General features: G+C 63.2%; 21 protein-coding genes. 10 read left to right on the top strand and 11 right to left on the bottom strand.

What is annotated here, in order from left to right:
- Position 1: 1 nt before the first annotated feature.
- Entirely contained in the window at positions 2 to 1444 is a 1443-nt protein-coding gene (sufB, locus tag L8U58_RS02920; RefSeq protein ID WP_034967943.1) for a Fe-S cluster assembly protein SufB, read from the bottom strand.
- Positions 1445 to 1447: 3 nt separating this feature from the next.
- Positions 1448 to 2131, bottom strand: a complete 684-nt coding sequence (locus L8U58_RS02915; protein ID WP_269954651.1) for a helix-turn-helix transcriptional regulator — start codon at positions 2129 to 2131, stop codon at positions 1448 to 1450.
- 200 nt (positions 2132 to 2331) lie between these two features.
- Here L8U58_RS02915 and mptB point away from each other — a divergent pair, with 200 nt between their 5' ends.
- From mptB to L8U58_RS02890, 5 genes are read left to right on the top strand one after another with little or no spacing between them, the layout of a single operon-like run.
- On the top strand, positions 2332 to 4107 hold the full coding sequence (gene mptB / locus L8U58_RS02910; protein WP_269954650.1) for a polyprenol phosphomannose-dependent alpha 1,6 mannosyltransferase MptB: 1776 nt from the start codon (positions 2332 to 2334) through the stop codon (positions 4105 to 4107).
- Entirely contained in the window at positions 4091 to 5071 is a 981-nt protein-coding gene (locus L8U58_RS02905) for an ABC transporter ATP-binding protein (RefSeq protein WP_269954649.1), read from the top strand. The genes mptB and L8U58_RS02905 overlap by 17 nt, the downstream gene beginning before the upstream one ends.
- A complete protein-coding gene (locus L8U58_RS02900; protein WP_269954648.1) occupies positions 5068 to 5859 on the top strand; it encodes an ABC transporter permease in 792 nt (263 codons plus the stop codon). The genes L8U58_RS02905 and L8U58_RS02900 overlap by 4 nt, the downstream gene beginning before the upstream one ends.
- 56 nt (positions 5860 to 5915) lie before the next feature.
- Positions 5916 to 6986, top strand: coding sequence for a COX15/CtaA family protein (locus L8U58_RS02895; RefSeq protein ID WP_269954697.1), 1071 nt, complete (start codon positions 5916 to 5918; stop codon positions 6984 to 6986).
- 51 nt (positions 6987 to 7037) lie between these two features.
- Complete coding sequence (locus L8U58_RS02890) at positions 7038 to 7832, top strand: hypothetical protein (RefSeq protein ID WP_269954647.1); 795 nt, start codon at positions 7038 to 7040, stop codon at positions 7830 to 7832.
- A 40-nt stretch (positions 7833 to 7872) separates the two neighbouring features.
- Here the strand turns inward: L8U58_RS02890 and L8U58_RS02885 are convergent, their stop codons facing one another.
- Positions 7873 to 8811, bottom strand: a complete 939-nt coding sequence (locus L8U58_RS02885; protein WP_269954696.1) for a heme o synthase — start codon at positions 8809 to 8811, stop codon at positions 7873 to 7875.
- Positions 8812 to 9087: 276 nt separating this feature from the next.
- Here L8U58_RS02885 and tkt point away from each other — a divergent pair, with 276 nt between their 5' ends.
- From tkt to pgl, 5 genes are read left to right on the top strand one after another with little or no spacing between them, the layout of a single operon-like run.
- Positions 9088 to 11178: a transketolase gene (gene tkt, locus L8U58_RS02880; RefSeq protein WP_269954695.1), complete on the top strand. Its 2091-nt coding sequence runs from the start codon at positions 9088 to 9090 to the stop codon at positions 11176 to 11178.
- Between the two features lie 28 nt (positions 11179 to 11206).
- Positions 11207 to 12319 carry a transaldolase gene (gene tal / locus L8U58_RS02875; protein WP_269954646.1) on the top strand — a complete coding sequence of 371 codons (1113 nt, stop codon included), beginning with the start codon at positions 11207 to 11209 and terminating at the stop codon, positions 12317 to 12319.
- A gap of 43 nt (positions 12320 to 12362) precedes the next feature.
- Positions 12363 to 13925, top strand: coding sequence for a glucose-6-phosphate dehydrogenase (gene zwf / locus L8U58_RS02870; RefSeq protein WP_269954645.1), 1563 nt, complete (start codon positions 12363 to 12365; stop codon positions 13923 to 13925).
- Positions 13926 to 13978: 53 nt separating this feature from the next.
- On the top strand, positions 13979 to 15055 hold the full coding sequence (locus tag L8U58_RS02865) for a glucose-6-phosphate dehydrogenase assembly protein OpcA (protein ID WP_034981960.1): 1077 nt from the start codon (positions 13979 to 13981) through the stop codon (positions 15053 to 15055).
- Complete coding sequence (gene pgl, locus L8U58_RS02860; protein ID WP_034981961.1) at positions 15052 to 15885, top strand: 6-phosphogluconolactonase; 834 nt, start codon at positions 15052 to 15054, stop codon at positions 15883 to 15885. Before L8U58_RS02865 ends, pgl begins: the two co-directional genes overlap by 4 nt.
- On the opposite strand, the gene secG is transcribed toward pgl, so the two are convergent.
- The 8 genes from secG to rapZ form a co-directional block, all read right to left on the bottom strand.
- Entirely contained in the window at positions 15882 to 16121 is a 240-nt protein-coding gene (secG, locus tag L8U58_RS02855; RefSeq protein ID WP_034967980.1) for a preprotein translocase subunit SecG, read from the bottom strand. The genes pgl and secG overlap by 4 nt on opposite strands.
- Positions 16122 to 16224: 103 nt before the next feature.
- Complete coding sequence (ppc, locus tag L8U58_RS02850; protein WP_269954694.1) at positions 16225 to 19005, bottom strand: phosphoenolpyruvate carboxylase; 2781 nt, start codon at positions 19003 to 19005, stop codon at positions 16225 to 16227.
- A gap of 76 nt (positions 19006 to 19081) precedes the next feature.
- Complete coding sequence (gene tpiA / locus L8U58_RS02845) at positions 19082 to 19867, bottom strand: triose-phosphate isomerase (protein WP_034981963.1); 786 nt, start codon at positions 19865 to 19867, stop codon at positions 19082 to 19084.
- A 69-nt stretch (positions 19868 to 19936) separates the two neighbouring features.
- On the bottom strand, positions 19937 to 21148 hold the full coding sequence (locus L8U58_RS02840) for a phosphoglycerate kinase (protein WP_034974416.1): 1212 nt from the start codon (positions 21146 to 21148) through the stop codon (positions 19937 to 19939).
- Positions 21149 to 21288: 140 nt separating this feature from the next.
- Positions 21289 to 22296: a type I glyceraldehyde-3-phosphate dehydrogenase gene (gene gap, locus L8U58_RS02835; protein ID WP_034967997.1), complete on the bottom strand. Its 1008-nt coding sequence runs from the start codon at positions 22294 to 22296 to the stop codon at positions 21289 to 21291.
- Between the two features lie 181 nt (positions 22297 to 22477).
- Positions 22478 to 23464, bottom strand: a complete 987-nt coding sequence (gene whiA, locus L8U58_RS02830) for a DNA-binding protein WhiA (protein ID WP_034974417.1) — start codon at positions 23462 to 23464, stop codon at positions 22478 to 22480.
- A 60-nt stretch (positions 23465 to 23524) separates the two neighbouring features.
- Complete coding sequence (locus L8U58_RS02825) at positions 23525 to 24559, bottom strand: gluconeogenesis factor YvcK family protein (RefSeq protein WP_034976502.1); 1035 nt, start codon at positions 24557 to 24559, stop codon at positions 23525 to 23527.
- A 17-nt stretch (positions 24560 to 24576) separates the two neighbouring features.
- Positions 24577 to 25452 (bottom strand): RNase adapter RapZ, encoded by an 876-nt coding sequence (gene rapZ / locus L8U58_RS02820; protein WP_034974422.1) that lies wholly within the window; start codon positions 25450 to 25452, stop codon positions 24577 to 24579.
- Positions 25453 to 25455 lie beyond the last annotated feature (3 nt).

Raw genomic sequence — 25455 nt, 5'->3', positions numbered from 1 at the left:
TTTAACCCACCGATCCTTCCATCTGCAGTTCGATAAGACGGTTGAGCTCCAGGGCGTACTCCATGGGCAGCTCCTTGGCGATTGGCTCCACGAAACCGCGGACGATCATCGCCATGGCCTCGTCCTCCTCGATGCCACGGGACATCAGGTAGAACAGCTGATCCTCGGAGACCTGGGAAACGGTTGCCTCATGGCCCAACGTCACGTGGTCGTTACGAATATCGTTGTACGGGTAGGTATCCGAACGCGAAATCGAGTCGACCAGCAGCGCATCACATTCGACGTTTGAAGCCGAGTGGTGAGCGTCCTTGTTGATCTGCACCAGGCCACGGTAGGCAGCGCGACCACCGCCGCGGGCGACGGACTTAGAGACAATGTTGGAGCTCGTGTACGGCGCCATGTGCACCATCTTCGCGCCCGTGTCCTGGAACTGACCCTCGCCCGCGAAAGCCACGGAGAGAACCTCGCCCTTGGCGTGCGGGCCGGTCATCCACACGGCCGGGTACTTCATGGTCACCTTCGAGCCGATGTTGCCGTCGACCCACTCCATGGTGCCGCCCTCTTCGCACTTTGTGCGCTTGGTGACCAGGTTGTACACGTTGTTCGACCAGTTCTGGATCGTGGTGTAGCGGCAGCGGCCGCCCTTCTTCACGATGATCTCCACCACGGCGGAGTGCAGAGAGTCAGTCTTGTAAATCGGGGCGGTACAACCCTCGACGTAGTGAACGTAGGCGTCTTCGTCGACGATGATCAGGGTGCGCTCGAATTGGCCCATGTTCTCGGTGTTAATGCGGAAATAAGCCTGCAGTGGAATATCCACGTGCACGCCCTTCGGCACGTAAATGAAGGAACCGCCGGACCATACTGCCGTATTCAGCGCGGAGAACTTGTTGTCGCCAGCCGGGATGACGCTGCCGAAGTACTCCTCGAAGAGCTCGGGGTATTCGCGCAGGCCAGTATCGGTATCGACGAAGATAACGCCCTGCTTCTCCAGATCCTCGCGGATCTGGTGGTAGACCACCTCGGACTCGTACTGCGCGGCCACACCGGCGACCAGACGCTGCTTCTCGGCCTCCGGGATACCCAGCTTGTCGTAAGTGTTCTTAATGTCCTCCGGCAGGTCATCCCACGTCTGGGCCTGCTTCTCGGTGGAACGGACGAAGTACTTAATGTTGTCGAAATCGATATCGCTCAAGTCCGCGCCCCAGGTAGGCAGCGGCTTCTTGTCGAAGATTTCCAGAGCCTTCAGGCGGCGCTTAAGCATCCATTCCGGCTCGTTCTTCTTCGCCGAAATGTCGCGCACTACATCCTCGTTAAGTCCGCGGCGGGCGGAAGCACCGGCGGCATCGGAATCGTGCCAGCCATATCCGTAGGCGCCGATGGAATCGATGATCTCTTCGTCAGTCTGTGGTTTAGTTTCAGGTGTTTGTGCAGCTTGAGTCATGGTTTAACTTTCCTTCTTGGGGGAAGGGTCAATGGTCTGAAGCGGAATGAAGGTGGTGCAGACACCGTTGCCATCGGCAATGGTTGCCAGCGGTTGAGTGTGTTGCCCCAGCAGTTCTGCAACCACCCGGTGCTCCGCCGCGCACAGTTCAGGGAACTCGTGAGCGACATCTTGGATTGGGCAGTGATGACGGCAAATCTGAACGCCACCGCCAGCTGGATCGACAGTGGCAGCATAACCCCTGTCAGACAGTGCGTCGGCAATGGCCTTGGCCTTGGCAGCCACGTCGGAATCGGATTCGGGAACGTCCTCCAATAGATCCTGCACGCGCTGGGCGGCGAAATCTTCTACCGCTGCTTCCCCGCCCGCAGAGCGGAGGGCGCGCAGAGCTAGCAAGGCCAGGTTGTCGTAATCATGTCCAAACTTTGCCCGACCCGCGTCAGTGAGGCGGAAAAGTTTGGCGGGCCGTCCACGCTGCCCAGAGCGAGGGGCCTCCTCGACCTCGGCGAGGCCATCGGAGACGATGTTGTCCAGGTGCCGCCGAACTCCCGCGGCACTCAGACCAAACTCCTCGCTGATGTCCGATGCGCTCACCGGACCGTGGCGCAGCACGTGCAAAAGAATGCGGTGCCGCGTGTCGGGCTCTGGGGTTGGGGTGGTTTCCTGCCCCGCAGTTGTCCGAGCCACGCTTACCTCCTTCTCTTGGACTTCGTGTGTGCCAGCGCTACTTAGGAATGTGCCTACATGATTAGACAACAAAAGTGTGTCGTAATTGTTCCCGCTTGTCCACTAAGGTAAGCCTGACTAGTTCCTTAACCTGCTGTGTGGCGCCGGTCACGGCCTGGTTAAAGAAGAACACGGCAACATCTTCGGTATCATCTGCTTCTATGAATCTCCCCATTTCGGACGCCCCGCGGGGCCACCCACTGTCGCGGCCGTGGCGGAGGTTTCAGGAACAACTACCCCAATTGGGGTTGGCTGGGTCCCGGTCGGCGCAGTTGCACTCCGATTCCGACGGCGACAGCACGCCCGAAAGCGCGTTGGAGCTGAAACCCCTGAACCGCGCGCTGGCCATGCGCCTCTATGTCGCAGTGTTCCTGGGGGCGCTGGGCAGCATCCTCATCACGGTCGGTGGCCTGGGCGCCGGAGCTTTCCCCGTCATCCACAATCCCTACTGGGGTTTCCCGGGCGTAAGCACTTTGGCGCGGATGCTGCACTCCACCACCGTGCTTGCGTTTGTCGGCATCGGCTTTCTGGTGTACGGCTGGTTGCTGCTGTTCCGCTTCGCGGTAGCTGCGCCCGGTCGGCCTAACCACCCCATCCCCGTGCGCACTTATTGGCGTACCTTCCTGGTGTGGGTCACTCCGCTGATGGTCACCCCGCCTTTGTTCACTCAAGACATCTACTCTTATTTGGCTCAGGGGGCGATCGCCGCTCGTGGCTGGGATCCTTACAGTGGCGGTCCGGTAGACCTCTTGGGGATCGACGATCCCCTGGCGCGTTCCGTGCCGCTGATGTGGGCGCACTCCCCTTCTCCCTACGGTCCGGTCGCGCTCGGGTACGGAGAGGTCATCTCGATTCTGACGGGCAACTCCATCATCCTGGGGATCGTCATGCACCGGCTGGTCTCTATCGTGGGTTTGGCTCTGTGTGGCTGGGCTCTGGTGCGCTTGGCTCGCCGCTGTGGCGTTTCCAGTGGAGCGGCGCTGTGGCTGGGAATTCTCAACCCGCTGGCGATCCTGCACCTGGTGGGCGGTATCCACAACGAGGCCGCTCTTATTGGTCTGCTCCTCGCTGGCATGGAGCTAGTTCTGCGCGGCGTGGACAAGGAGGATCGCCCGCTGACTAGTCGGTGGATACTCATCATCGCCGGGCTCGGATTGATCACTATGGCTGGGCTGGTGAAGGTCACGGCTCTGGTCGGCCTGGGCTTCGCAGGTGCGGCTCTAGCGCGCTGGTTCGGCGGCCGCATCGTCGATCTGTGCAGCGCGGCCGCCGTCTGTATCGCCGTTGCTAGCGTTACCGCGGTGGTGATGTCCCTGTTGACAGGCGTGGGGTTCGGCTGGATCACCTCCCAAGGCGGGGCAGCGGAGATCGTCTCCTGGATGTCCATCACCACCTCCCTAGGATTGGCCTCCGGAGCGCTGGGCGCCGTCTTGGGCCTGGGCGATCACACCGATTCAGCACTGGTTGTTTTCCGCGCCATCGGGCTTGTTGTCGGCGCGCTGTGGGTAGTGCGCATGCTGTGGGCATCTTTCCGCGGGCGCATCCACCCCGTGGGCGGGCTCGGAGTGTCGACCCTGATCCTGGTGTTCTTCTTCCCCGTCGTGCACCCCTGGTACTTGCTGTGGGCGATCATCCCCCTCGCCGCCTGGGCGAACCGGCGAACCTTCCACCTGATCGCCGTGGGCTACTCGGTCGTATTCAGCTTCTTCATCCTGCCCCGCGGATTGTCCCTGCCGACCTCGACCGTGATCTACATCTACGCCATGAGCATAGTTTTCTTCCTACTGGCAGTAGTGACATTGAAATGGATCGCCAACCTGAACGCTGACCTGGCCGAAGGTCTGACACTCCGTGCCACCGACGCGGATGAACAGTGGCGGCGCTACGTAAAGAACTCCGACAGGACTAGACTGACCAATCATGACCACAAAGCCTGAATCTCCGCTGGCCAGTACCTCGCCGGTCCTCGAGCTCCGGGACGTAGTTAAGACCTTCGGTGACCGTCGCGCAGTGGACGGCTTGAGTTTCGACCTGGCAGCGGGGCAGGTCCTTGCGCTCATTGGGCCCAACGGTGCAGGTAAGACCACCACGGTGGAAATGTGCGAAGGCTTCCTCCGCCCCACCGAAGGAACCATTCGAGTCTTCGGCAAGGATCCGGCGGTCGCATCGGACGAGGTCCGCAGCCGCATCGGCGTGATGCTGCAAGGTGGCGGCGCGTATCCCGGAATCCGCGTGGGCGAGATGATGCGGCTGGTGGCGTCGTACTCAAAAAATCCTCTGGACCCGGACTGGTTGCTGAAGACCGTCGGCTTGGACGGGCACGAGAAAACGCCGTATCGCCGATTGTCGGGCGGGCAGCAGCAGCGTCTGAGCCTCGCCTGCGCGCTGGTCGGCCGCCCCGAGCTGGTATTCCTGGACGAACCGACCGCGGGCCTCGACGCGCAATCGCGCCTGGCTGTATGGGACCTTGTGGCGTCGCTGAAGCGCGATGGCGTGGCGGTGGTGCTGACCACGCACCTGATGGATGAGGCCGAAGCGCTGGCCGACCAGGTGGTCATCATCGATTCGGGGCGCATCGTCGCATCCGGTACGACGGAGGAGATGACGTCTCGCCGTAGCCCACACTCGCGCGCCGCCTGGCTGTCGGTGCAGGTAGATATGGACGCCCCACTCCCCGACGTCGCCACCGCGATCGCCCAGCGCACGGCGGCGCAAGTGAACGTGGAAGAGCTGCGCCCCCGCCACTTCAAGGTGGAAGCCGACGAGCTGAATCCCGCGCTGATCGCAGCGGTGACCGCGGCTTTCGCCGACCTCAACGTCATGATTCGCCTGCTGGAAGCCAACCGACAGTCCCTGGAGGACGTCTTCCTCTCTATCACCGGAAAGGACATCCGCTCATGAGCACCACGAGTCGCTTCGAGCCGGGCTTCTTTGCCCCCGCACCCGCCCAGGCGAAGTCCGCGGATATCGTCAAGGCGCAAGCCAAGATCGAATCGCTGCTGTTTCTGCGCCACGGCGAGCAGCAGTTGCTCTCTATGGTCATTCCGCTGGGACTGTTGATTGGTTTGACGCTGATTCCAGGCGATGACGCATCCCACTCTGTGACCAGGGTGTTTCCCATGGCTTTGGCGATTGCTCTGATGGGTGCCGGATTCACGGGCCAGGCCATCGCGGTGGCCTTCGACCGGCGCTACGGGGCTTTAAAACGTATCGGCGCTGCTGGCGTGCCGACGTGGGCGTTGATCGGCGGCAAGGTCGTCGCCGTCTGCATCGTGGTGTTGCTGCAGGTACTGGTGCTTTCCATAGCCTCTGTGCTGCTGGGGTGGCAGCCAGAGCTGGCGGGTTTGCCAGCCGCTGTGCTGACGGCTGTGCTCGGGGTGGCGGCGTTCACTAGCTTGGGGCTGCTGCTGGGCGGAACCCTCAGTTCAGAGATGGTACTGGCTTTGGGCAACACCATCTGGTTCGTCCTATTGGGTGCCGCGGTCTACGCCACGATGACCACCCCTGCGGGCGAGGACGTGCACTCCTGGCTACTGGCAGTTCCCTCCGTGGCCCTGACCGAGGCGTTCCACACGGCAGTGACTGCTGGGGGCGTGAGCTGGGTTGCGTGGCTGAGCCTGCTGGCGTGGGCGATCGTGGGAGCAGCGGCCGCGTTGCGGCTCTTCCGCTTCACCATGGACAGTGACTAGCGGCAATTAGTCCCGCGACATGGGCTTCCATTAGTCTGGAAGATGTGGTTGAGACTATGAAACAACGCGCCGCGGAGGAATCGAATCCCTTCGCGAAGGCGCTGCTGAAACTGTACGCATTCGTGTATGCGGCCGACCGCAAGTACGGTTTTCCCCGCCCCGTGACCGCGCCGACGATTCATCGCCAAAGGCTCTTTGCCATCATCCTTTTGGCCTGCCAGACCGGCATCACTTTCACGGGCGCACTCGTGCGCGTGACGGGATCTGGCTTGGGGTGCTCTACCTGGCCGCAATGCCAGCCGGGTTCGCTGTTTCCCGTCGCCGGATCGGCCCCGTGGGTGCACCAGATCATCGAGTTCGGCAACCGAACGCTGACCTTTGTGCTGTCCATTGCAGCGCTCGTGTGCTTCATCTCCGTGGTGCGCGCCGCTCGCCGCACCCCTATTCTGCACCTGGCCTTCATCCAGGGCATCGGCATTATCGTGCAGGCAGTATTAGGTGGCATCACCGTGCACATGGACTTGATGTGGTGGACCGTTGCACTGCATTTCCTGCCCAGTATGCTGCTGGTATTCCTGGCGGCGAAACTTGTCGTGCGCATCGGTGAGCCCGACGACGGGGAAATGCAGCCACTGATGCCCCGCGCGTTACGCCTGCTGACCGACGGCTCCTCCGTCAGCCTGGCTATCGTCCTGATCACGGGCACGATGGTGACTGGCGCAGGCCCCCACGCCGGCGACGAGGCCATCCTGCCGGAACACCGCCTGCAGGTTCCGCTGATCGACATGGCACACGTCCATGCAGGCTTCATGTACCTATACCTGGGCCTTACCATTGGCCTGCTGGCGGGCGTGTTCGCCCTGAACCTGGAGCATCGCATAAAAACCGCCGCCTACTGGGTGATCGGCGCGATCATCCTGCAGGCTGCCATCGGCATCATGCAGTACTGGCTCGGCGTGCCCCGCTGGTCCGTTCCGTTGCACGTCATCGGCTCCGGCCTCACTACCGCCGCCACCGGATTCCTGTGGGCACTGAAGTCCCGCTACAGCGGTGGCAACGCCAGCCACACGGGCACCACCACCGGGGATAGTCAGCGCCACGAGGCTGTCAACGCCAAAGACGGCTAATATACAGAGTCCAGGGTTATTGTCTAGCTGACAGCGACGAGGGGTCGAACCATGACTCAGCCGACGCGCATGCCGCGCACCACACTGAAGTTTAACTCGGGGGTCGATACTCCACTGGTGCCTGAACGGGGCGAACGCTACTATTCCACCCCCAACCCGATGCGGGATAACAGTGGGGCCTTTGAAGCAATAAAGGCAGCGGGTCCGCGGCCTTACGCTCGGGACCTGCCGGGTCGCATGATTATCTTCCTGGTCGTTGGGCTCTTCGGTGCCGTCTTCGCTGCTATTGGCCTCATGCTGATTCTCAGCAAACTTCGCCATGGGGATGCAACGGCCGACAGTCTCCGTCTGACGGATACGGTCTTTTTCATCGTTGGAATGGTCTTCGTCGTTGTCGCGGTCTACTCGATCTCCAGCGCCCTAGCACGACGCAGGCGAATCGTCACCGCCTGGAAGAATGGCTGGATCGACTACTACCCAGCGCTGGTCGGGCAGGTCTATCATTGCCGCACCGAAAGGCGAGAAAGCGAATCTTCAGGCTCAACGTTCTATTACTACTATCGGGCGCCTCTCCACGTGCTTTACCCTGATGGCTCGTTCCGGCAGATGCACTCCTTTGAGTTTGAGATGAAGCGCAAGCCCGACTGGTATAGCACCCGCTTTAGTATGGCCTCATCGGCGGAAACCGCTGTCGTGGATGGCTTGAACAATAACGGCTGGGCGATCGTCGGTATCAGTCGTCGACCCGGGCAAACCCACGCGGAGCTCGATTCCGGGCTCACGAAGAAACAGTGCGAAGCCGTATTCAACCTCGCCGAACGCGATTGGCTCAGAACGGCTTGGTGATCTTAGCCGTGATCCTAGGTCGTGATGCTAGGTCGCTATGCTAGCCGAGCACAGCCTCGGCGAGCGTCTGCCAGCCCAGCACGGCATCAACGGACAGAGCCACGAACAGTAGCGACAGGTAGTTGTTCGACAGGAAGAACAGCTGCATCGGCTTGACCGGGGTGCCGTTTTTCACGCCACGGTGCAGCAGATGCGCCTTGATAATGAACCAGGCGCCGGACAGCACAGCCGCTGCCAGGTAGATCCAGCTAGCGGCGGGAACCAGCAGCAGCGAAGTGACCACGGTCGCCCACGTGTAGGCAAGAATCTGGCGCGTCACCTCCAGCGGAGGTTTAACGACAGGCATCATGGGCACGCCCGCGGCCTCATAGTCCTCGCGGTAACGCATTCCCAGAGCCCAGGTATGCGGCGGCGTCCAAAAGAAAATAACCATGAACAGAATCAGCGCCTGAGCCCACGAAGACCACCCCGCGCCAAAGGCACCGCCGTTGTTATCCGTGATGACGGCCCAGCCGACGACCACCGGCATGCAGCCAGCAGCGCCACCCCAAATGACGTTCTGCCAGGTACGGCGCTTCAGCCACTTCGTGTACACGTACACGTAGAACCAGTTCGTCAGAACGATAAACCCAGCGGCCAGCCACGAGTGGCACAAAAAGCCCAGCCACAGCACCGAGGCGATCAGCAACACCCAGGCGAAAACGCGGGCCTCGTTGACCGACAGGGTCTGGCGAGCGGTCGGACGGCGGCGAGTACGGCGCATCAGCTGGTCGATGTCATGGTCGACCACGTTGTTGAAAGTGTTGGCCGCGCCAGCACCCATCCAGCCGCCGATAAGGGTCAACAGGATCAGACCGAAGTTCACTTCGCCGCGCGCTGCCTGCAACATTGCAGGGATCGTGGCCACCAGCAACAGCTCGATGACCCGGGGTTTGGTCAATGCTATGTATGCCTTGGCCGTCTCAGCGAACGTCTTCACCGGCTGCCTCGCCTCCAACTTCTCGGAAAATGCAGTGCACACTGCAGTCTATCTGTATCGCGTCTTACGCTACCCGAGCGTGCAGCGCAGGCCGAAACCCGACCGACACACGCCCATCTCCATATGGTCGGCTGAGGTTCCTCTTAAGTTCCCAGCAGGAAGAAAAACTTTCTTACAAAATTAGCAACGATTCTCTGCGCCCACTGGCCACGGCAAGCTGTCGCGACCACTAGTATGTATGAGGAATTGAGCTTGATGAAGAAAGGGCAACTGACAGTGACTCTCTCCCCAGAACAGCAGGCACTTACCGTGCGCAACTACCCGGCGGACTGGACGGAGACCGACACGCGCGCGGTCGACCTGGCTCGCGTGCTGGCCGCGGATGCCGTGGAAAAGTGCGGTTCCGGTCACCCGGGCACGGCGATGAGCCTCGCTCCCCTGGCTTACACCCTCTACCAGCGCGTCCTACGCCACGACCCGAAGGATGTGCACTGGGTAGGTAGGGATCGTTTTGTTCTCTCGGCCGGTCACTCTTCCCTGACCCAGTACATCCAGCTCTACCTGGGTGGCTTCGGGCTGGAGCTCGAAGATCTGCAGGCCCTGCGCACCTGGGGCTCCAAGACCCCGGGCCACCCGGAGGTGCACCACACCGACGGTGTGGAGATTACGACCGGTCCGCTTGGCCAGGGTCTGGCTTCCGCGGTGGGTATGGCTATGGCTTCCCGCCGTGAGCGCGCGCTGTTCGACCCTGAGACCCCCGCCGGCGAGTCCCCGTTTGACCACTTCATCTACGTCATTGCTTCCGACGGCGACGTGCAGGAGGGCGTAACCTCTGAGGCTTCGTCGCTGGCCGGTACCCAGCAGCTGGGTAACCTCATTGTCTTCTGGGACGACAACGGTATTTCCATCGAAGACAAGACCCAGATCGCCTTCACCGAGGACGTCGTGGCCCGCTACGCCTCGTACGGCTGGCAGACCCTGGAGGTCACCGGTGAGGACGTCGAGGGCATTCTGGACGCCGTCGAGCGTGCCAAGGCCGAGACCTCCCGTCCGACTTTCATCCGCCTCAGCAGCGTGATCGCCTACCCCGCACCGACGAAGATGGACACCGGCGCATCCCACGGCGCTGCCCTGGGCGCAGAGGAAATCACCGGCATCAAACAGGCGCTGGACTTCCCCGACGAGCCGTTCCCGGTAGAGGACAACGTAATCGCCCACACCCGCGGTCTGGTCGAGCGCGGCGCGGAGGCGCACAAGCAGTGGCAGGTTCTTTTTGACGCCTGGGCGAAGAACAACCCGGAGAACAAAGCCCTGTTTGACCGCCTGTACTCCCGCGAGCTCCCGGAGGACTTCGCCGCGGAGGTTCCCAGCTGGGACGCTGGCGAGTCCCTGGCCACCCGCAAGGCCTCCGAGGCTACCCTGCAGGCCCTGGGCAAGACTCTGCCGGAACTGTGGGGTGGCTCCGCCGACCTGGCTGGCTCTACCAATACGATCATCAAGGGCGAGCCGAGCTTCGGCCCAGAGGCCATCACCACCCGTAGCTTCACGACCGAGCCGGGCGGCCGAAACCTGCACTTCGGTATTCGCGAGCACGGCATGGTCGCCATCCTGAACGGCATGGCCCTGCACGGTCCCACCCGCCCGTACGGCGCGACCTTCCTGCAGTTCTCCGACTACGCCCGCGGTGCGGTGCGCCTGGGCGCGTTGATGAAGACCGACGTCTACCACGTCTGGACCCACGACTCGATCGGCCTGGGCGAGGACGGCCCGACCCACCAGCCCGTCGAGCACCTGGCCTCCCTTCGCGCAATCCCCCACCTGGCTGTCATCCGCCCGGCGGATGCCAACGAGACCGCTGCCGGCTGGGTTGCTGCGATCAAGGCTGAAGAGTCGCCCAAGGCACTGATCCTGACCCGCCAGAACGTCCCGGTTCTGGAAGGCACGAAGGACAAGGCTGCCGAAGGCGTGGCTCGCGGTGCCTACGTGCTGGTCGAGGAATCCACCGAAACCCCGGAGGTCATCCTGTTGGCCACCGGTTCCGAGGTTCAGCTGGCTGTCGAGGCCGCCAAGGAGCTGGAGAACCAGGGCGTGGGCACCCGCGTGGTTTCCATGCCAGTCATGGAGTGGTTCCTCGAGCAGGATGCCGAGTACCAGGAGCAGGTGCTGCCTAGCTCCGTCACCGCCCGTGTCTCCGTTGAGGCCGGAATCTCGATGCCGTGGCACCGCTTCGTCGGTCTGAATGGCCGCACCGTTTCCCTGGAGCACTACGGTGCGTCCGCGGATTACCAGACCCTCTACCGCGAGTTCGGCATCACCGCCGAGGCCGTCGTCGCCGCAGCTCACGAATCCATTGCCGCCAACCAGTAACCCAGTAACTAGGACTGATTCTTTTACCATGAGCACCCCCGCCAACATCGACGCGCTCGCCAACGCCGGCACCTCCGTGTGGTTGGACGATCTCTCCCGGGATCGCCTGCGCTCCGGCAACCTCGCCGAGGTCATTGAGAACAAGGGTGTGGTCGGCGTGACCACCAACCCCGCCATCTTCGCCAATGCGATGTCCCAGGGCACGGCCTACGATGAACAGCTCCAGCAGCTCGCCGCCGCAGGCACCCCTGCCGATACCGCCGTGTTTGAGATGGCGGCCGACGACGTCGCGGAAGCGTGCGATGTGTTCCTCCCCATCTACGAGCGCACCAACGGCGTGGACGGCCGGGTGTCGCTGGAAGTCGATCCGCGCCTGGCCAAAGAGCGCGAGGCGACCGTCACTCAGGCCCGCGAACTGGCCGCCAAGGTCGGACGCGAGAACCTGATGATTAAGATCCCCGCGACCGAGGAGTGCCTGCCTGCCATTACCGATGTGCTGGCCGAAGGCATCAGCGTCAACGTCACCCTCATCTTCTCCGTCTCCCGCTACATTCAGGTGATGGAAGCCTTCATCGAGGGCATGTCCCGGGCAGCAGGCGCGGGGAAGGACCTGACGAAGATCCACTCCGTAGCCAGCTTCTTTGTCTCCCGCGTAGACACCGAAATCGACAAGCGCCTCGATGAGATCGGCACCGACGCAGCCCTGGCACTCAAGGGCAAGGCGGGCGTGGCCAACGCGCAGCTGGCCTACGCAGCTTTCCAGGACACCCTGCTTAATAACCCCGCCTGGAATGCGCTGGCTGAGAAGGGAGCGCCGGTGCAGCGTCCGCTGTGGGCGTCCACCTCAGTAAAGAACCCCGAGTACCCAGACACCCTGTACGTCACCGAACTGGCCGGGCCGCACACGGTCAACACGATGCCAGAGAACACGCTGGACGCCACGATCGATCACGGCGAGGTCCGCGGCGATACCCTATCCGGCACGACCGATTCCGCCCGCGCAGTGTTCGCCGCGCTGGACGAGGCCGGGGTGAACCTAGCCGAGGTGTGGACGGTGCTGGAAAACGAGGGCGTGGAGAAGTTCGTAAACTCCTGGAACGAACTGCTGGGTACCCTCGCCGCGCAGCTAGACGCGAAATAATTCCCTTACGACAATCCGAACCCCCACAGAGGACTCAAAACAAGTGCAACTCCCCTTTACCGCCGAGGAATGGCGCAACCCGCTGCGCGACGAATTGGATAAGCGCCTGCCGCGCATCGCCGGACCGTGCGGGCTGGTCATCTTCGGCGTGACCGGTGACCTGGCGCGCAAGAAGCTGCTTCCCGCCGTGTACGACCTGGCCAACCGCGGACTGCTTCCCCCGGGCTTTAGCCTGATCGGCTACGGCCGTCGCGACTGGTCCAAGGAAGAATTCGAGGAGCAGGTCCTGCAGTGCGTCAAGGATCGGGCACGCACCCCGTGGCGCCAGAACGTGTGGGATCGCCTCGCCGAGGGCATTTTCTTCGTCAAGGGTGACTTCACTACCGATGCTGCTTTCGACGCCCTCGCGGAGAAAACCCGCGAGATCGACAACGAGCGCGGCACCGCCGGCAACTGGGCATACTATCTTTCCGTTCCGCCGGATCACTTCCCCAGCGTGTGCCACCAGCTGGAGCGATCTGGCCTGGCGACTCCGGATCCGGAGCTTGGCGAACTGCACAACGGCTGGCGTCGCGTGGTCATTGAGAAGCCCTTCGGACACGACGAGCAGTCCGCCCACGAGCTTAACGAGATCGTGAACAGCGTCTTCCCCGAGTCCAGTGTGTTCCGCATCGACCACTACCTCGGCAAGGAGACGGTGCAGAACATCCTGGCACTGCGCTTTGCCAACCAGCTGTTCGACCCGATGTTTAACGCGCACTACGTGGATCACGTGCAGATCACCATGGCCGAGGACATTGGGCTGGGTGGCCGCGCGGGCTATTACGACGGCATCGGCGCTGCCCGCGACGTGATCCAGAACCACCTGCTGCAGCTGCTGGCTCTCATCGCCATGGAAGAGCCCGTAACGTTCAACCCCGAGGAGCTGCAGGCGGAGAAGGTCAAGGTGTTGCGCGCGACCTCTCCGGTGGGCCCTTTCGCCCAGACCACGGCGCGCGGACAGTACACCTCCGGCTGGCAGGGCTCCGTCCCGGTCAAGGGGCTGCGGCAGGAAGACGGCTTCGACCCGGAATCCACCACAGAGACTTACGCTGCCGCCACCTTCGAGATTTCCTCCCGACGCTGGGCGGGCGTGCCCTTCTACCTGCGCACCGGCAAGCGCCTGGGCCGCCGCGTGACGGAGATCGCCATCGTGTTCAAGGAGGCGCCGCACCTGCCCTTCGGTCCCGGCCAGACCACCGCCCAGGGCAACAACATGCTGGTCATCCGCGTCCAGCCGGACGAGGGCGTGCTGGTGCGCTTCGGTTCGAAGGTTCCGGGCTCCGCGATGGAGGTTCGCGATGTGAACATGGACTTCAGCTACTCTGAGGCCTTCACCGAGGAATCCCCCGAGGCTTACGAGCGCCTGATCCTGGACGCGCTGTTGGACGAGGCCAGCCTGTTCCCCACCAACGAGGAAGTCGAGCTGTCCTGGAAGATCCTGGATCCGATCCTGGAACACTGGGCTCTGCACGGACGCCCCGAGGACTACCCCGCCGGCACGTGGGGGCCGAAGGGCGCCGAAGAGATTCTGTCCCGGTCGGGGCGGCAGTGGCGGCGTCCATAAGAGTCCATAAGAGAACGACCCCCGACCGCGTGAGGAGCGCGCACTTAACGGCCATGATCATCGACCTACCGAACACCCAGACCAAAGAAATTGAACACCGCATCCGCGCATTGCGGGAGGAACGCGGTGACGTCACGAGCGGTCGCGTTCTGACCCTTATCGTGGTGGCCAGCGAGGACGACGACCTCGACAGGATCGTCAGCTCTACCCACGATGCTTCCCGCGAGCACCCTGCCCGCGTGATCGTACTGGTGATGCACCGCAGCGAAGAGGCACTGCTGGACGCACAGTTGCGCATCGGCGGCGACGCAGGTGCCTCCGAGATCATCATCATGCACCTGCACGGCGAACTGTCGGCGAACCGCGCTTCCGTGGTCACCCCGCTGTTGCTGCCCGATACCCCGATCGTCGCCTGGTGGCCCGCCACCGGACCGCGGAACCCGGCCTCCGACCCCATCGGCGCTCTGGCGACCCGCCGCATTACTGACTCTCTGACGGACGAGGACGAGGACGCACTGTATCGCCGTCGCATGACCTACACCCGTGGCGATTCGGACATGGTGTGGAGCCGCATCACCCTGTGGCGCGGGCTTCTGGCCTCGGCGCTGGATCAACCACCGCACCACCCGATCGTGTCCGCAGAGGTCTGGGGGCCAAAGCACGATCCGTCGGTCGACATCGCGGCAGGGTGGCTCGCCGAGCGCCTGGATGTGCCGGTGACGAGGCACGTTACGGTCGACGGTCGCCACCGCGAGGACGCGGACGGCAACCGACTGATCTCTATCGAAAAGGCGGTGCTGCACCGCCAGGTAGGTGCGGTTGAGGTTGAGGTTATCGACGCCAACACGGTCTCGCTGACCGTCGGCGACCAGAACTCGCTGGTCACCCTCGGCAGGCGTGCCTTGGCCGACTGCTTGGCTGAGGAACTGCGCCATCTGGACCCGGATTATGCCTTCGGACATGCGCTGCGTGGACTGGTGCGGGTGAACCGCCCAGACCGCGGGCCGCGCACCTCCCAGTTCCGCGGCGTGAATAGTTTGGGTCAGCAGGAGGACAAACTGGACCGCTGGACCTTCCGCGATGCCCAGGATCCCAACAACAACTTCGACGGTCAGGAGTCTCTACGATGAAGCCCACCCACGATCACCGCCACGACGCGGTCGTCAGCGACAAGACCGGCGTGGAACTGCGCCCCCGCGACAACAAGCAGGATCTCGCCACAGCTGCCGCGCGGGAGTTCATCAACACCGTGGCCGAACTGCAGCGCACCGGCGATACCGTAACCGGCGACGGCATTGTGCGCGTGGTTCTGACCGGCGGTGGCGCTGGCATTGCCACGCTGGCGGAAATTGCCGCCCTGGACCACGCTGCGAAGCAGTCCGCGGAGGACTTCCCCGTCACCACGATCGACTGGTCGCAGGTGTACGTGTTTTTCGGCGACGATCGCTTCCTGCCGGCCGGCGATCCAGAGCGCAACGACAAGCAGGCCTTCGACGCGCTACTGCGCCACGTGGACATTCCTTCGCTGAACGTGTTCCGTATCCCTGCCCTGGCGGCGGGCGAGCAGCCGGACGGGCCGGCGTTGGATGCGGCGGCGGAGTTCTACGCCAAGACGGTCGACCAGGTTGCCCCGGATGGTTTCGATATCCACCTTCTGGGCATGGGCCCGGAGGGGCACATCAACTCGCTGTTCCCCCACACGGAAGAGTTGCTGCACGCCGAGGGATCCGTCGTGGCCGTGCGCGAATGCCCGAAGCCCCCGGCAGAGCGCATCAGCCTGACCATGCAGGCCGTCAACCGCTCCCGTGCGGTCTGGCTGCTGGTCAGCGGCGCGGAAAAGAAGGAAGCCGCAGGCCAAGTATTCGACGGCGGTAATGGCGCCGAATGGCCTGCGGCTCTGGCCTCCGGTTCGGAGGCAACGCTACTGTGGGTTGACGCTGCCGCCAACCCGCTGGCTTAAGCCAGACCGTAGTGCAGAACCAGGTTCAGTCCGACCAGCGCAATCAGCCAAATAACGGCGGTGCCCACGGTCAGGCGATCCAGGTTCTTCTCCGCCACGGTGGAACCGGACAGGTTGGACTGCATGCCGCCACCGAACAGGCTGGACAGGCCGCCGCCCTTGCCCTTGTGCAGCAACACAGACAGACCCATCAGCAAGCTGGTGACTACAAGGATGATCTGCAGCGTCAGGATCAATGTCCTACCCTCTACTTTTCTTTAAAATCGACAACTTAAGTTTTTCGGTTAACATCACGAATCTACCCGCTGGCAGGCGTGCGTGACAACCCGCCACGCGCAGCTACCCCGAGTTACGCAGTGCAGTCGCCAAGCCGTTCATCGTCAGCTGGATTCCCGAACGGACGCTGTCGGAATCATCGCCAGCGCGGTAGCGGCGCAACAACTCCACCTGCAGCAGGTTCAGCGGCACCAGGTACGGGAAGCGGTTGCGCACAGAGCTAACCAGCTCCGGGTTATCCGCCAGCAGAGTTTCCCGCTCCGTGATCTGCAGGAACATCTCTACCGTCAGCTTGTACTCCTCCACGATCACGCCGAAGATGCGCTCCGCCGCCTCAGTGTCGCCCACCAGCTCGGAGTACAGCTGCGCGATGGACAGGTCGGCCTTTGACATCACCTGAGCCATATTAGAAAGCACCGAGGCGAAGAACGGCCAGCGCCCGTGCAGTTCCCGTAGGTAGTTGAGGCGCGAGGTGGCGTCACCAGTCACAGAGGTACCGTTGTCGATCCAGCGCTTCAGGGCGCTGCCCACGCCGAACCAACCGGGCAGCATCACGCGCGACTGCGACCAGCTCAGCACCCACGGGATGGCGCGCAGATCCGACACGGCGGTGGTCTGCTTGCGCGAGGAGGGGCGGGAGCCGATGTTGAGGCTGCCAATCTCGGCCAGCGGCGTGGAGGTGGTGAAGTATTCGATGAAACCCGGATCTTCGTGCATCAGCGCGGAGTAGGCCGTGCGCGATTCCTCTGCGATTTGGCGCATGGTCGCGAAGGCCTCCTTCGGGTTGTCGAGGTCGTCGACGGGCAGCAGGCTGGCCTCCAATGTGGCGGCCACGAGTGCTTCCAAGTTGCGGGCGGCGTTCGCGGGATCTCCGTACTTGGCGGAGATGATCTCGCCCTGCTCGGTGACGCGCACCGCACCCTGTACTGCGCCCTCGGGCTGCGCCAGGATCGCGTCATAAGAAGGACCGCCACCGCGACCAACAGTGCCACCGCGACCATGGAAGAGGCGCAGGAACAGTCCGGCTTCGCGCGAGGCCTGCACCAACGCCAACTCCGCGTCGTAGAGCGCCCAGTTAGCAGCGAAGTAGCCGCCGTCCTTGTTGGAGTCGGAATACCCCAACATAATCTCCTGGATATCGCCCCGACCGGCGACGTAGTTGCGGTACAACGGCAGCTGCCAGAGCTGGCGCATGATGTCCGCTCCCCCGGCGAGGTCGTCAATCGTCTCGAACAGCGGAATGATGTCTACCGTGCCGGTTGGGTGCTCGCCGTTGGCGCGGATCAGTCCGACCTCCTTGAGCAGAATCATCGGCTCGATGACATCGGACACGGAGGAAGCCATGGAGATGATGCAGTGCGGAACCACGCTGGCTCCGAACTTCTTTGCGGCCTGCGCAGCGGCGCGGAAAATGCCGAGCTCCCGGGTGGTCTCCTCGGACCACTCGGCCTCCGGATCGGACAGCGGCCGGGGGCTGGCTAGTTCCTGCAGCAGCACCGCGACCTTGGCCTCCTCGTCCAGCTCCGCGTAGTTGGTGGTTACACCGGCGCGGGCAAAAACCTCCGTCAGCACATTCTCGTAGCTCTCGGAGTTCTGGCGCAGGTCCAGGGAGTACAAGTGGAAGCCAAAGGTTTCTACGGCCTCCCGCAGGTCCGCCAGTGTGTGGTCGGCCAGCAGGTCGTCCATGGAGTGGCGTAGCGCTTGATCGACCGTATCAATGTCCGCCAGCAGTTCCTCCGGGCCGGAGTACGGTTCGTGGCCCTTGTGCACGCCACCGGAGACCACTGGCTCGCCCAGGGTGTGTTTGGCCGTTGCCGCCACACGACCGCGCATACCGTGCAGGGCGCGGCGGAAAGGCTCGTCCACGCGGGAGGGCACGTCGTTGCGGCCCCGGTCAGCCAGTTGTTCTAGCGCATCGGTGGTGTCGATGAACCGCGAGGACAGGCTGAGCTCGTGTTCCAGGGCGTAGATGGTCTTCTGATAATGGTCAAAGATGGTGCGCGCCGCCGACGTCGTGGCATTGGTGACGGTCTCCGCCGTCACGTACGGGTTGCCGTCGTGGTCGCCGCCGATCCACGAACCGGGGCGCACGATCGCCGTGCGTGGCACGCTGTCGCCGTACTGCTGCTTCATGTGCTCGTTGACACGGCGGTTGATCGCGGGGATTTCGCTGAGCAGGCTGATGCCGTAGTAGCGCAGACCCACTTTGATCTCGTCTTCGATACGCGGGCGCACACTGCGGATCAGGGAGGTCTGCCACAGCAGCGTCATCCGACGACGGATCACCAGCTCGATCTCGTCCAGCTGGCGCGCCGAACGGACCGATTGCGGGTTAAGTTTAAGTTCTTTGAGCACGCGTGCGCGCCGACGCATCATCTTCATGATGTCGGTTTGCACGTCGAACACGGTCCGGCGGCGGGTTTCCGTCGGGTGTGCCGTCAACACTGGTGCTACCAGGGCGTTCGCCATGGTCTCGGCGACCTTCTCCCCCGGCACCGCATGGTTGTGCAGTTCTTGCCAGGTGTAGGCCAGCGTGGAGCGCGGCGCGGTGTTGCCGCGGTCCTCTTCGAGGTCCCGCACGCGCTCGACGTACAGATCCTCGGCCAAGTTCGCCATCAACGCGAAGTGCGAGAACGCGCGGATGACTGGCAGCGCCTTGCCCGTTGGCAGCGTATTGAACTGTTCCGCCAACTGTTCGATCTGCATCTCGCCATAGCGCAGGTCGAATGCCGCACTGCGGGTGTTTTCAATCAGGTTGAAAGTGTACTCGCCCTCTTGCTCCCTAATCACCTCGCCCAGGATGCGCCCGAGGTAGCGGGTATCGTCCCGCACCGTCGGGCTGATCTCTGGGTGGGCAATTTCTTCGGGAGCGACGGGAATGGCCGTGCCGCGGATCGTGTCCTTGCTCATCGTCGCGCGCTTAAGAGGTTGCCTTAGCCGCTGCGGCAGCCAGACGAGCGAAGTCTTCGCCGTCTAGTGACGCCCCGCCGACCAGACCACCGTCGACATCAGGCTGGCTGACCAGCTCTCCGACGGAATCGGTCTTCACGGAACCGCCGTAGAGGATGCGGATGCCACCGGCAACCTCCTCGCCCGCCAGCTCTGCGACGAGCTCGCGGATGGCGTGGCAGACCTCCTGGGCGTCCTCGGCAGAGGCGACCTTGCCGGTGCCGATTGCCCAGACCGGCTCGTAGGCGATGACGGTCTTGGCCAGGTCTTCTGCGGACAGACCCGCCAGGGAGGCCTTGGTCTGCGCCTTGACGAACTCGACGTGCTCGCCCTTTTCGCGGACATCCAATTGCTCACCCACGCACACGATCGGCTGCAGCTCGTTATCCAGTGCGGCGCGTGCCTTGGCGGCCACGACCTCGTCGGTTTCGCCGTGGTACTGGCGGCGCTCCGAGTGGCCAACGATGGCCCAGGTGCAACCCAGCTTCTTCAGCATCGCGCCGGAAACCTCGCCGGTGTAGGCGCCGGAGGCGTGCTGGGATACGTCCTGGCCACCGTAGGTAATGGACAGCTTGTCTCCGTCGACCAGGGTCTGGACGGAGCGGATGTCGGTGAACGGAGGGATGAAGGCCACGTCCACGGCCTCGTAGTACTCCTGAGGCAAAGCGAAGACGAACTTCTGGACCACCTGGATGGCCTCAAGATGGTTCAGGTTCATCTTCCAGTTGCCGGCGATCAGCGGCTTGCGTGCAGTCATTGTATGAATGCCTTCCTTCTAGTGCCTAGTGTGGCTAGTGTCTAGTGTGTTACTAGCTTGTGGGTTCTTCTAGCTCTCCAGGACGGAAACGCCGGGCAGCTCCTTGCCCTCCAGGAACTCCAGGGAGGCGCCACCACCGGTGGAGATGTGGGAGAATCCCTCCTCCGCCAGACCCAGGGTGCGGACCGCTGCAGCCGAGTCGCCGCCGCCGACGACCGAGAAAGCACCGTTCGCGGTGGCGTCAATAATTGCCTGAGCAACACCGCGCGTACCCTCAGCGAACGCAGGGAACTCGAATACGCCCATCGGGCCGTTCCAGAAAACGGTCTTGGACTGGGACAGTATGTCGGCGAAGGCCTTGACGGACTCCGGTCCGATGTCCAGGCCCATCCAGCCGGCCGGGATGGACTTCAGGTCGACGGTGCGGTGGTCAGCGTCCTTGTCGAAGCGCTCTGCGACCACGACGTCGGTGGGCAGGGCGATGACGTCGCCGAAGCGCTCCAGCAGATCCTTGCAGGTGTCGATCATGTCTTCCTGCAGCAGGGAGCCCCCGACCTCGTAGCCCTGAGCGGCGAGGAAGGTGAAGCACATGCCGCCGCCGATGATCAGGTTGTCGACGCGCGGAGCCAGGGCCTCGATGACGCCCAGCTTGTCAGAGACCTTCGAGCCACCAAGGACGACGGCGTAGGGGTTCTCCGGGTTCTCCGAGACCTTGCGCAGAACGTTCAGCTCTGCCTCCACCAAGCCACCGGCGTAGTGCGGGAGCTTCTTGGCTACGTCGTAAACAGAGGCCTGCTTGCGGTGGACCACGCCGAATCCGTCGGAGACGAAGGCGCCGTTGTCGCCGGTGAGGGCTGCCAGCTCGGCGGCGAACTCAGCGCGCTCGGCTTCGTCCTTGGAGGTCTCGCGGGCGTCGAAGCGGACGTTTTCCAGCAGCAGGATATCGCCGTCGTCCAGACCGTTGGCACGCTCGTGGGCATCCTCGCCGGTGACGTCGGTGGCAAGCGGTACCCACTGGTCCAGGCGCTCGGCTAGAGCTTCGGCGACCGGTGCCAGGGAGAACTCCTCCTTGAACTCGCCCTTCGGGCGGCCCAGGTGGGCGGACACGACCACGCGGGCGCCAGCCTCGAGCAGCGCCTTGAGGGTCGGCACAGAGGCGTCGATGCGGCCCGGGTCGGTGATGTCACCGTTGGACAGGGGGACGTTCAGGTCCGCGCGAACCAGGACGTGGCGACCCTGTACACCCTCGTTGATCAGGTCTTGAACGGTCTTGATGGCCATGGGGAGCTCCTTTGTAGAGATGGTTATTAGGGATGTAGAGAGAAAAAGAGAAAACGGGTCGGCTTCTCGAAACCCGCGACGCGCTACACGTGCGGCGCTCGGAGCCGAACCCGTCAATCCTTGTGAAGGAAAATGGCTAGTTAGAGGCGCTCGCCCACGTAGGTAGCCAGGTCAACCAGGCGGCAGGAGTAGCCCCACTCGTTGTCGTACCAGGAAACGACCTTGACCTGGTTGTCGATGACCTTGGTTAGGCCGGAGTCGAAGATGGAGGAGTGCGGGTCGCCGACGATGTCGGTGGAAACCAGCGGAGCGTCGTCGGAGTACTTGGCGATGCCCTTCAGCTCGTTCTCTGCAGCCTTCTTCAGGGCAGCGTTGACGGCCTCGACGGTGACCGGCTTCTCAGCTTCGAAAGTCAGGTCGGTCAGGGAGCCAGTGATGACCGGAACGCGGACTGCGTAGCCATCCAGCTTGCCCTTCAGCTGCGGCAGAACCAGGGAGACGGCCTTCGCAGCACCGGTGGAGGTCGGAACCAGGTTGACGGCTGCGGCGCGGGCGCGGCGCAGGTCCTTGTGCGGAGCGTCGTGCAGGCGCTGGTCGCCGGTGTAGGCGTGAACGGTGGTCATCAGGCCCTTAACGATGCCGAACTCTTCGTCCAGCGTCTTGGCCAGCGGAGCCAGGCAGTTGGTGGTGCAGGATGCGTTGGAGATGATGTGGTGGTTCTCCGGGTCGTACTCGGTGTGGTTAACACCGACGACGAAGGTTGCATCTTCGTTCTTCGCCGGAGCGGAAATGATGACCTTCTTGGCGCCAGCCTCGATGTGAGCCTTTGCAGCCTCAGCGTCGGTGAAAAAGCCGGTGGACTCGATAACGATGTCCGCGCCCAGCTCGCCCCACTTCAGGTTCTTCGGCTCGCGCTCAGCAGACACGGCGATGCGCTTGCCGTCGACGGTGATGGACTCCTCGTCGTACTCGACCTCGGCATCCAGGCGACCCATCACGGAGTCGTTCTTCAGCAGCACAGACAGGGTCTTGTTATCGGTCAGATCGTTGATGCCGACGACCTCGATGTCCGCGCCCTGGGAACGGATTGCGCGGAAGAAGTTGCGGCCGATGCGGCCGAAGCCGTTGATGCCAACACGGATAGTCACAGTTGATCTCCTAAAAAGTGCGTCTATGTTTTCCTCGATCTAGACGCCAAGGTCGGTGGCTCGAAAACAACCTAAGCCTCGACCCTCACGCCGACACTTTCGAGAGTACCTGCGCCCCACAGGCTTTGCAGCGATTCCGAATGCCCTGCATGCCGGGGGTAACTGTCGGCGTCAATCAACTTCAGTCAACGTCGTTGAACAGCTCCGATGTCACGGCAGAATGCGTGTCCGGCAGCCCCAGTTCCTCTGCCCGCTTGTCCGCCATAGACAGCAGCCTGCGGATGCGCCCGGCAACCGCGTCCTTGGTCATCGGCGGGTCGGCGAGGCGACCGAGCTCCTCCAGGGAGGCCTCCTTGTGCTCCACACGCATCTGCCCAGCCTGGGCCAGGTGCTGGGGAACGTCGTTATCGAGGATCTCCAGGGCGCGCTCCACGCGCGCGGCGGCGGCAACGGCGGCACGAGCGCTGCGCCGCAGGTTCGCATCGTCGAAGTTAGCCAGGCGGTTAGCCTTGGCCCGGTTCTCCCGGGTACGGCGCTGCTTCTCCCACACCTCGCGGGTTTCCTGCGCCCCCATGAGCAGCAACAGCCTGCCGATGGAATCCCCGTCGCGGATAACCACGCGGTGCACTCCCCTGGCTTCCTTGGTCTTGGCCGTCACGTCGATGCGACGGGCGGCACCGACCAGCGCCAGAGCCGCTTCGTTGGACGGGGTCTGCACTTCCAGCGCGGACGAACGTCCCGGGTCAGTCACATAGCCATGAGCCAAAAAAGCCCCCCGCCACGCGGCCACGCACTGATCTGCGGTGCCGCCGATAATGAAGCGCGGCAACCCGCGGACTGGTCGCCCGACCCGGTCGATGAGTTCGGTGCGGCGCGCTAGCTCCATGCCACCCTCAGTCCAGCGCAGCACGTGCCGTGGGCTGCGGCGCAGGTTTCCCGCGCCGATGATCTGATGCTCAGGCTCGATCTTGTACAGCTGCTCGACCATGTCGGTCAGGCGTCGGGCAGTGTCGGCTGAGTCGACTTCGGACTCCACCACGATCTTCTTACCCACTAGGTGAAGGGCCGCCGTGTAGCGCAGCAGGCTGGCGACCTCCGCGGTCATCACGTCGTGGCGGGTCACCAGCACCCTGTTGAGCTCCGCCTTCACATCGGCCGTCAGTGCCACGGGCTGTCCTTTCCTCTGTCTTCCCATACTAAAACAAGCAATTATAGCCGGATTGGGTGTTTACCTTTCCGGGAGGTTTCGCACTCCTCCGGAGATCTCCTGCAGCACCGCTGCCAGCTTCTCCGGCTTGTGGCGGTCGGTCCACCGCCCGCGGTTGTCGTCCTCCCGCACGTCACGGTAGATCACTTTGGCGCCCAATGCTGCTGCGGCTCTATCTATATGACGCCTCGTGCTGGCCACTGGCATCGTTGACAGATCGACGATGACAACGTCAATCTGCAGGCTTGGGCAGTGCTGCCGCACCATATGGATGTGGTGTTCCAGCGACATGCCGGCGGTCTCCCCCGGCTCCGGCACCAGATTCAGCACCAGCGCTTTGACGGCCTCCGTGCGGTTCAGGGCGTCCACAATCCCCGGCACCAACAGGTGTGGGATCACGCTGGAGAACCAGGATCCCGGACCCATGGATACGAGGTCGGCGTCGAGGATGGCATCGACGGCCTCCTGGGAAGCCGCAGGTGATTCGGGGTACAGCTTGACCCGGCGCACCTCGCCTAGCGTGGAGGCCACGGCAACCTGTCCGCGCACGGCGACGACTTCCCGGGGGTCTTCTTCCAGCCCCAGCACCTCGGCCTCCAGGTCGAGGGGTTCGTTGCTCATGGGGATGACGCGCCCCTGAATGCCCAGCAGGCGGCCGATCTCGTCCAGGGCGGCCATTTCGCTGCCCATGACCTGCGCCAATCCGGTGATTAGGAAGTTGCCCAGGGCGTGCCCCTTCAGCGCGCCGGAACCGCCGAAGCGGTGCTGGAGGACTTCCTCCCACATGCGACCGCGCTCGGAGTCTCGGGTCAGGGCTGCCAGTGCCATGCGCAGGTCGCCCGGAGGCAGGGAGCCGAGCTCGCGACGGATGCGGCCCGAGGAGCCACCATCGTCGGCCACGGTGACGATCGCGGAGACGTAGTCGGAAATGATGCGCGCGGAACGCAGCGTGTTGAACAGCCCATGCCCGCCGCCGAGGCAGGCGACGCGCGGAATCGGCTTAGCGGGCACGGAGGTATCAGACACAGAGTAGCCAGAAGAATCAGTAGTAGTCATGGTGTATCGCGCCCTCTCTAACGCTCGAGGTCTCGGTGGGAAAGGTTCACCAGCACCCCGCCTTCGGCCAGGCGGCGCGAAAGCTCTTCGACAATCGCTACGCTGCGGTGGTGGCCACCCGTGCAACCGACGGCGACGGAGACGAAGAACTTCCCTTCCTTGCGGTATCCCGGCAGAACCGAGTGGATCAGCCCCAGGACATGCTCCAGAAACTCCTCGGCACCGGGTTGAGATAGGACAAAGTCGGAGACGGGGGCGTCAATACCTCTAAAAGGACGCAACTCCGGATCCCAGTAAGGGTTCGGCAAAAAGCGCGCATCCAACAACATGTCAATGTCCTTGGGCGGGCCGTGTTTGAATCCGAAGCTCTGCAGGTTAATGCGCACGCTGGAGTGGTCGGCGGCGGCGAAGAACTTCTCCAGCTCCCGGCGCAGATCGTGGATGCTGCGGTTCGTCGTGTCCAACACAATGTCGGCGCGTTCGCGGATACTGGCCAGCATCTCTCGCTCCCGGTCGATGCCATCCTGCAGCGTGCCCTCCTGTTGTAGCGGGTGGGTGCGCCGAACCGCGTCGAAGCGGGCGATTAGTGCTTCGTCGGTGGCATCCAGGTACAGCACCGTAGGGCGCCGACCGCCCGTGTGCAGGTCGTGCAGCACACTGGTCAGATTGCCGGCGAAGTCGCGGGAGCGCACGTCGGTGACGATGGCCAGCTTCTCGATCGGCGAATCCTCGGAGAAACTGAGCTCCACCATGCGCACGATAAGCTCCGGTGGGAGGTTATCGGCGACGTACCACCCGAGCTCCTCCAGGGCCGCGGCGGTGGCTCGCCGACCTGCCCCAGACATGCCCGTGATCAGGATCAAACTGGGCTCTTGCTGCGTTGATGCGCTCATACT

The organism is Corynebacterium macclintockiae, assembly GCF_027570165.1.
GTDB lineage: Bacteria > Actinomycetota > Actinomycetes > Mycobacteriales > Mycobacteriaceae > Corynebacterium > Corynebacterium macclintockiae.
Note: the sequence above shows the minus strand (reverse complement) of the source record. Positions and strands in the feature narration are given on the sequence as shown.

Excerpts from the sequence above, each read along its gene's own strand:
- L8U58_RS02890 (WP_269954647.1), top strand. The coding sequence starts at position 7,038 with ATGACTCAGCCGACGCGCATGCCGCGCACCACACTGAAGTTTAACTCG.
- L8U58_RS02865 (WP_034981960.1), top strand. The coding sequence starts at position 13,979 with ATGATCATCGACCTACCGAACACCCAGACCAAAGAAATTGAACACCGC.
- tpiA (WP_034981963.1), bottom strand. The coding sequence starts at position 19,867 with ATGACTGCACGCAAGCCGCTGATCGCCGGCAACTGGAAGATGAACCTG.
- rapZ (WP_034974422.1), bottom strand. The coding sequence starts at position 25,452 with ATGAGCGCATCAACGCAGCAAGAGCCCAGTTTGATCCTGATCACGGGC.
- pgl (WP_034981961.1), top strand. The coding sequence starts at position 15,052 with ATGAAGCCCACCCACGATCACCGCCACGACGCGGTCGTCAGCGACAAG.
- L8U58_RS02840 (WP_034974416.1), bottom strand. The coding sequence starts at position 21,148 with ATGGCCATCAAGACCGTTCAAGACCTGATCAACGAGGGTGTACAGGGT.
- sufB (WP_034967943.1), bottom strand. The coding sequence starts at position 1,444 with ATGACTCAAGCTGCACAAACACCTGAAACTAAACCACAGACTGACGAA.
- L8U58_RS02905 (WP_269954649.1), top strand. The coding sequence starts at position 4,091 with ATGACCACAAAGCCTGAATCTCCGCTGGCCAGTACCTCGCCGGTCCTC.
- L8U58_RS02895 (WP_269954697.1), top strand. The coding sequence starts at position 5,916 with ATGAAACAACGCGCCGCGGAGGAATCGAATCCCTTCGCGAAGGCGCTG.
- mptB (WP_269954650.1), top strand. The coding sequence starts at position 2,332 with ATGAATCTCCCCATTTCGGACGCCCCGCGGGGCCACCCACTGTCGCGG.
- tal (WP_269954646.1), top strand. The coding sequence starts at position 11,207 with ATGAGCACCCCCGCCAACATCGACGCGCTCGCCAACGCCGGCACCTCC.
- L8U58_RS02825 (WP_034976502.1), bottom strand. The coding sequence starts at position 24,559 with ATGACTACTACTGATTCTTCTGGCTACTCTGTGTCTGATACCTCCGTG.
- L8U58_RS02900 (WP_269954648.1), top strand. The coding sequence starts at position 5,068 with ATGAGCACCACGAGTCGCTTCGAGCCGGGCTTCTTTGCCCCCGCACCC.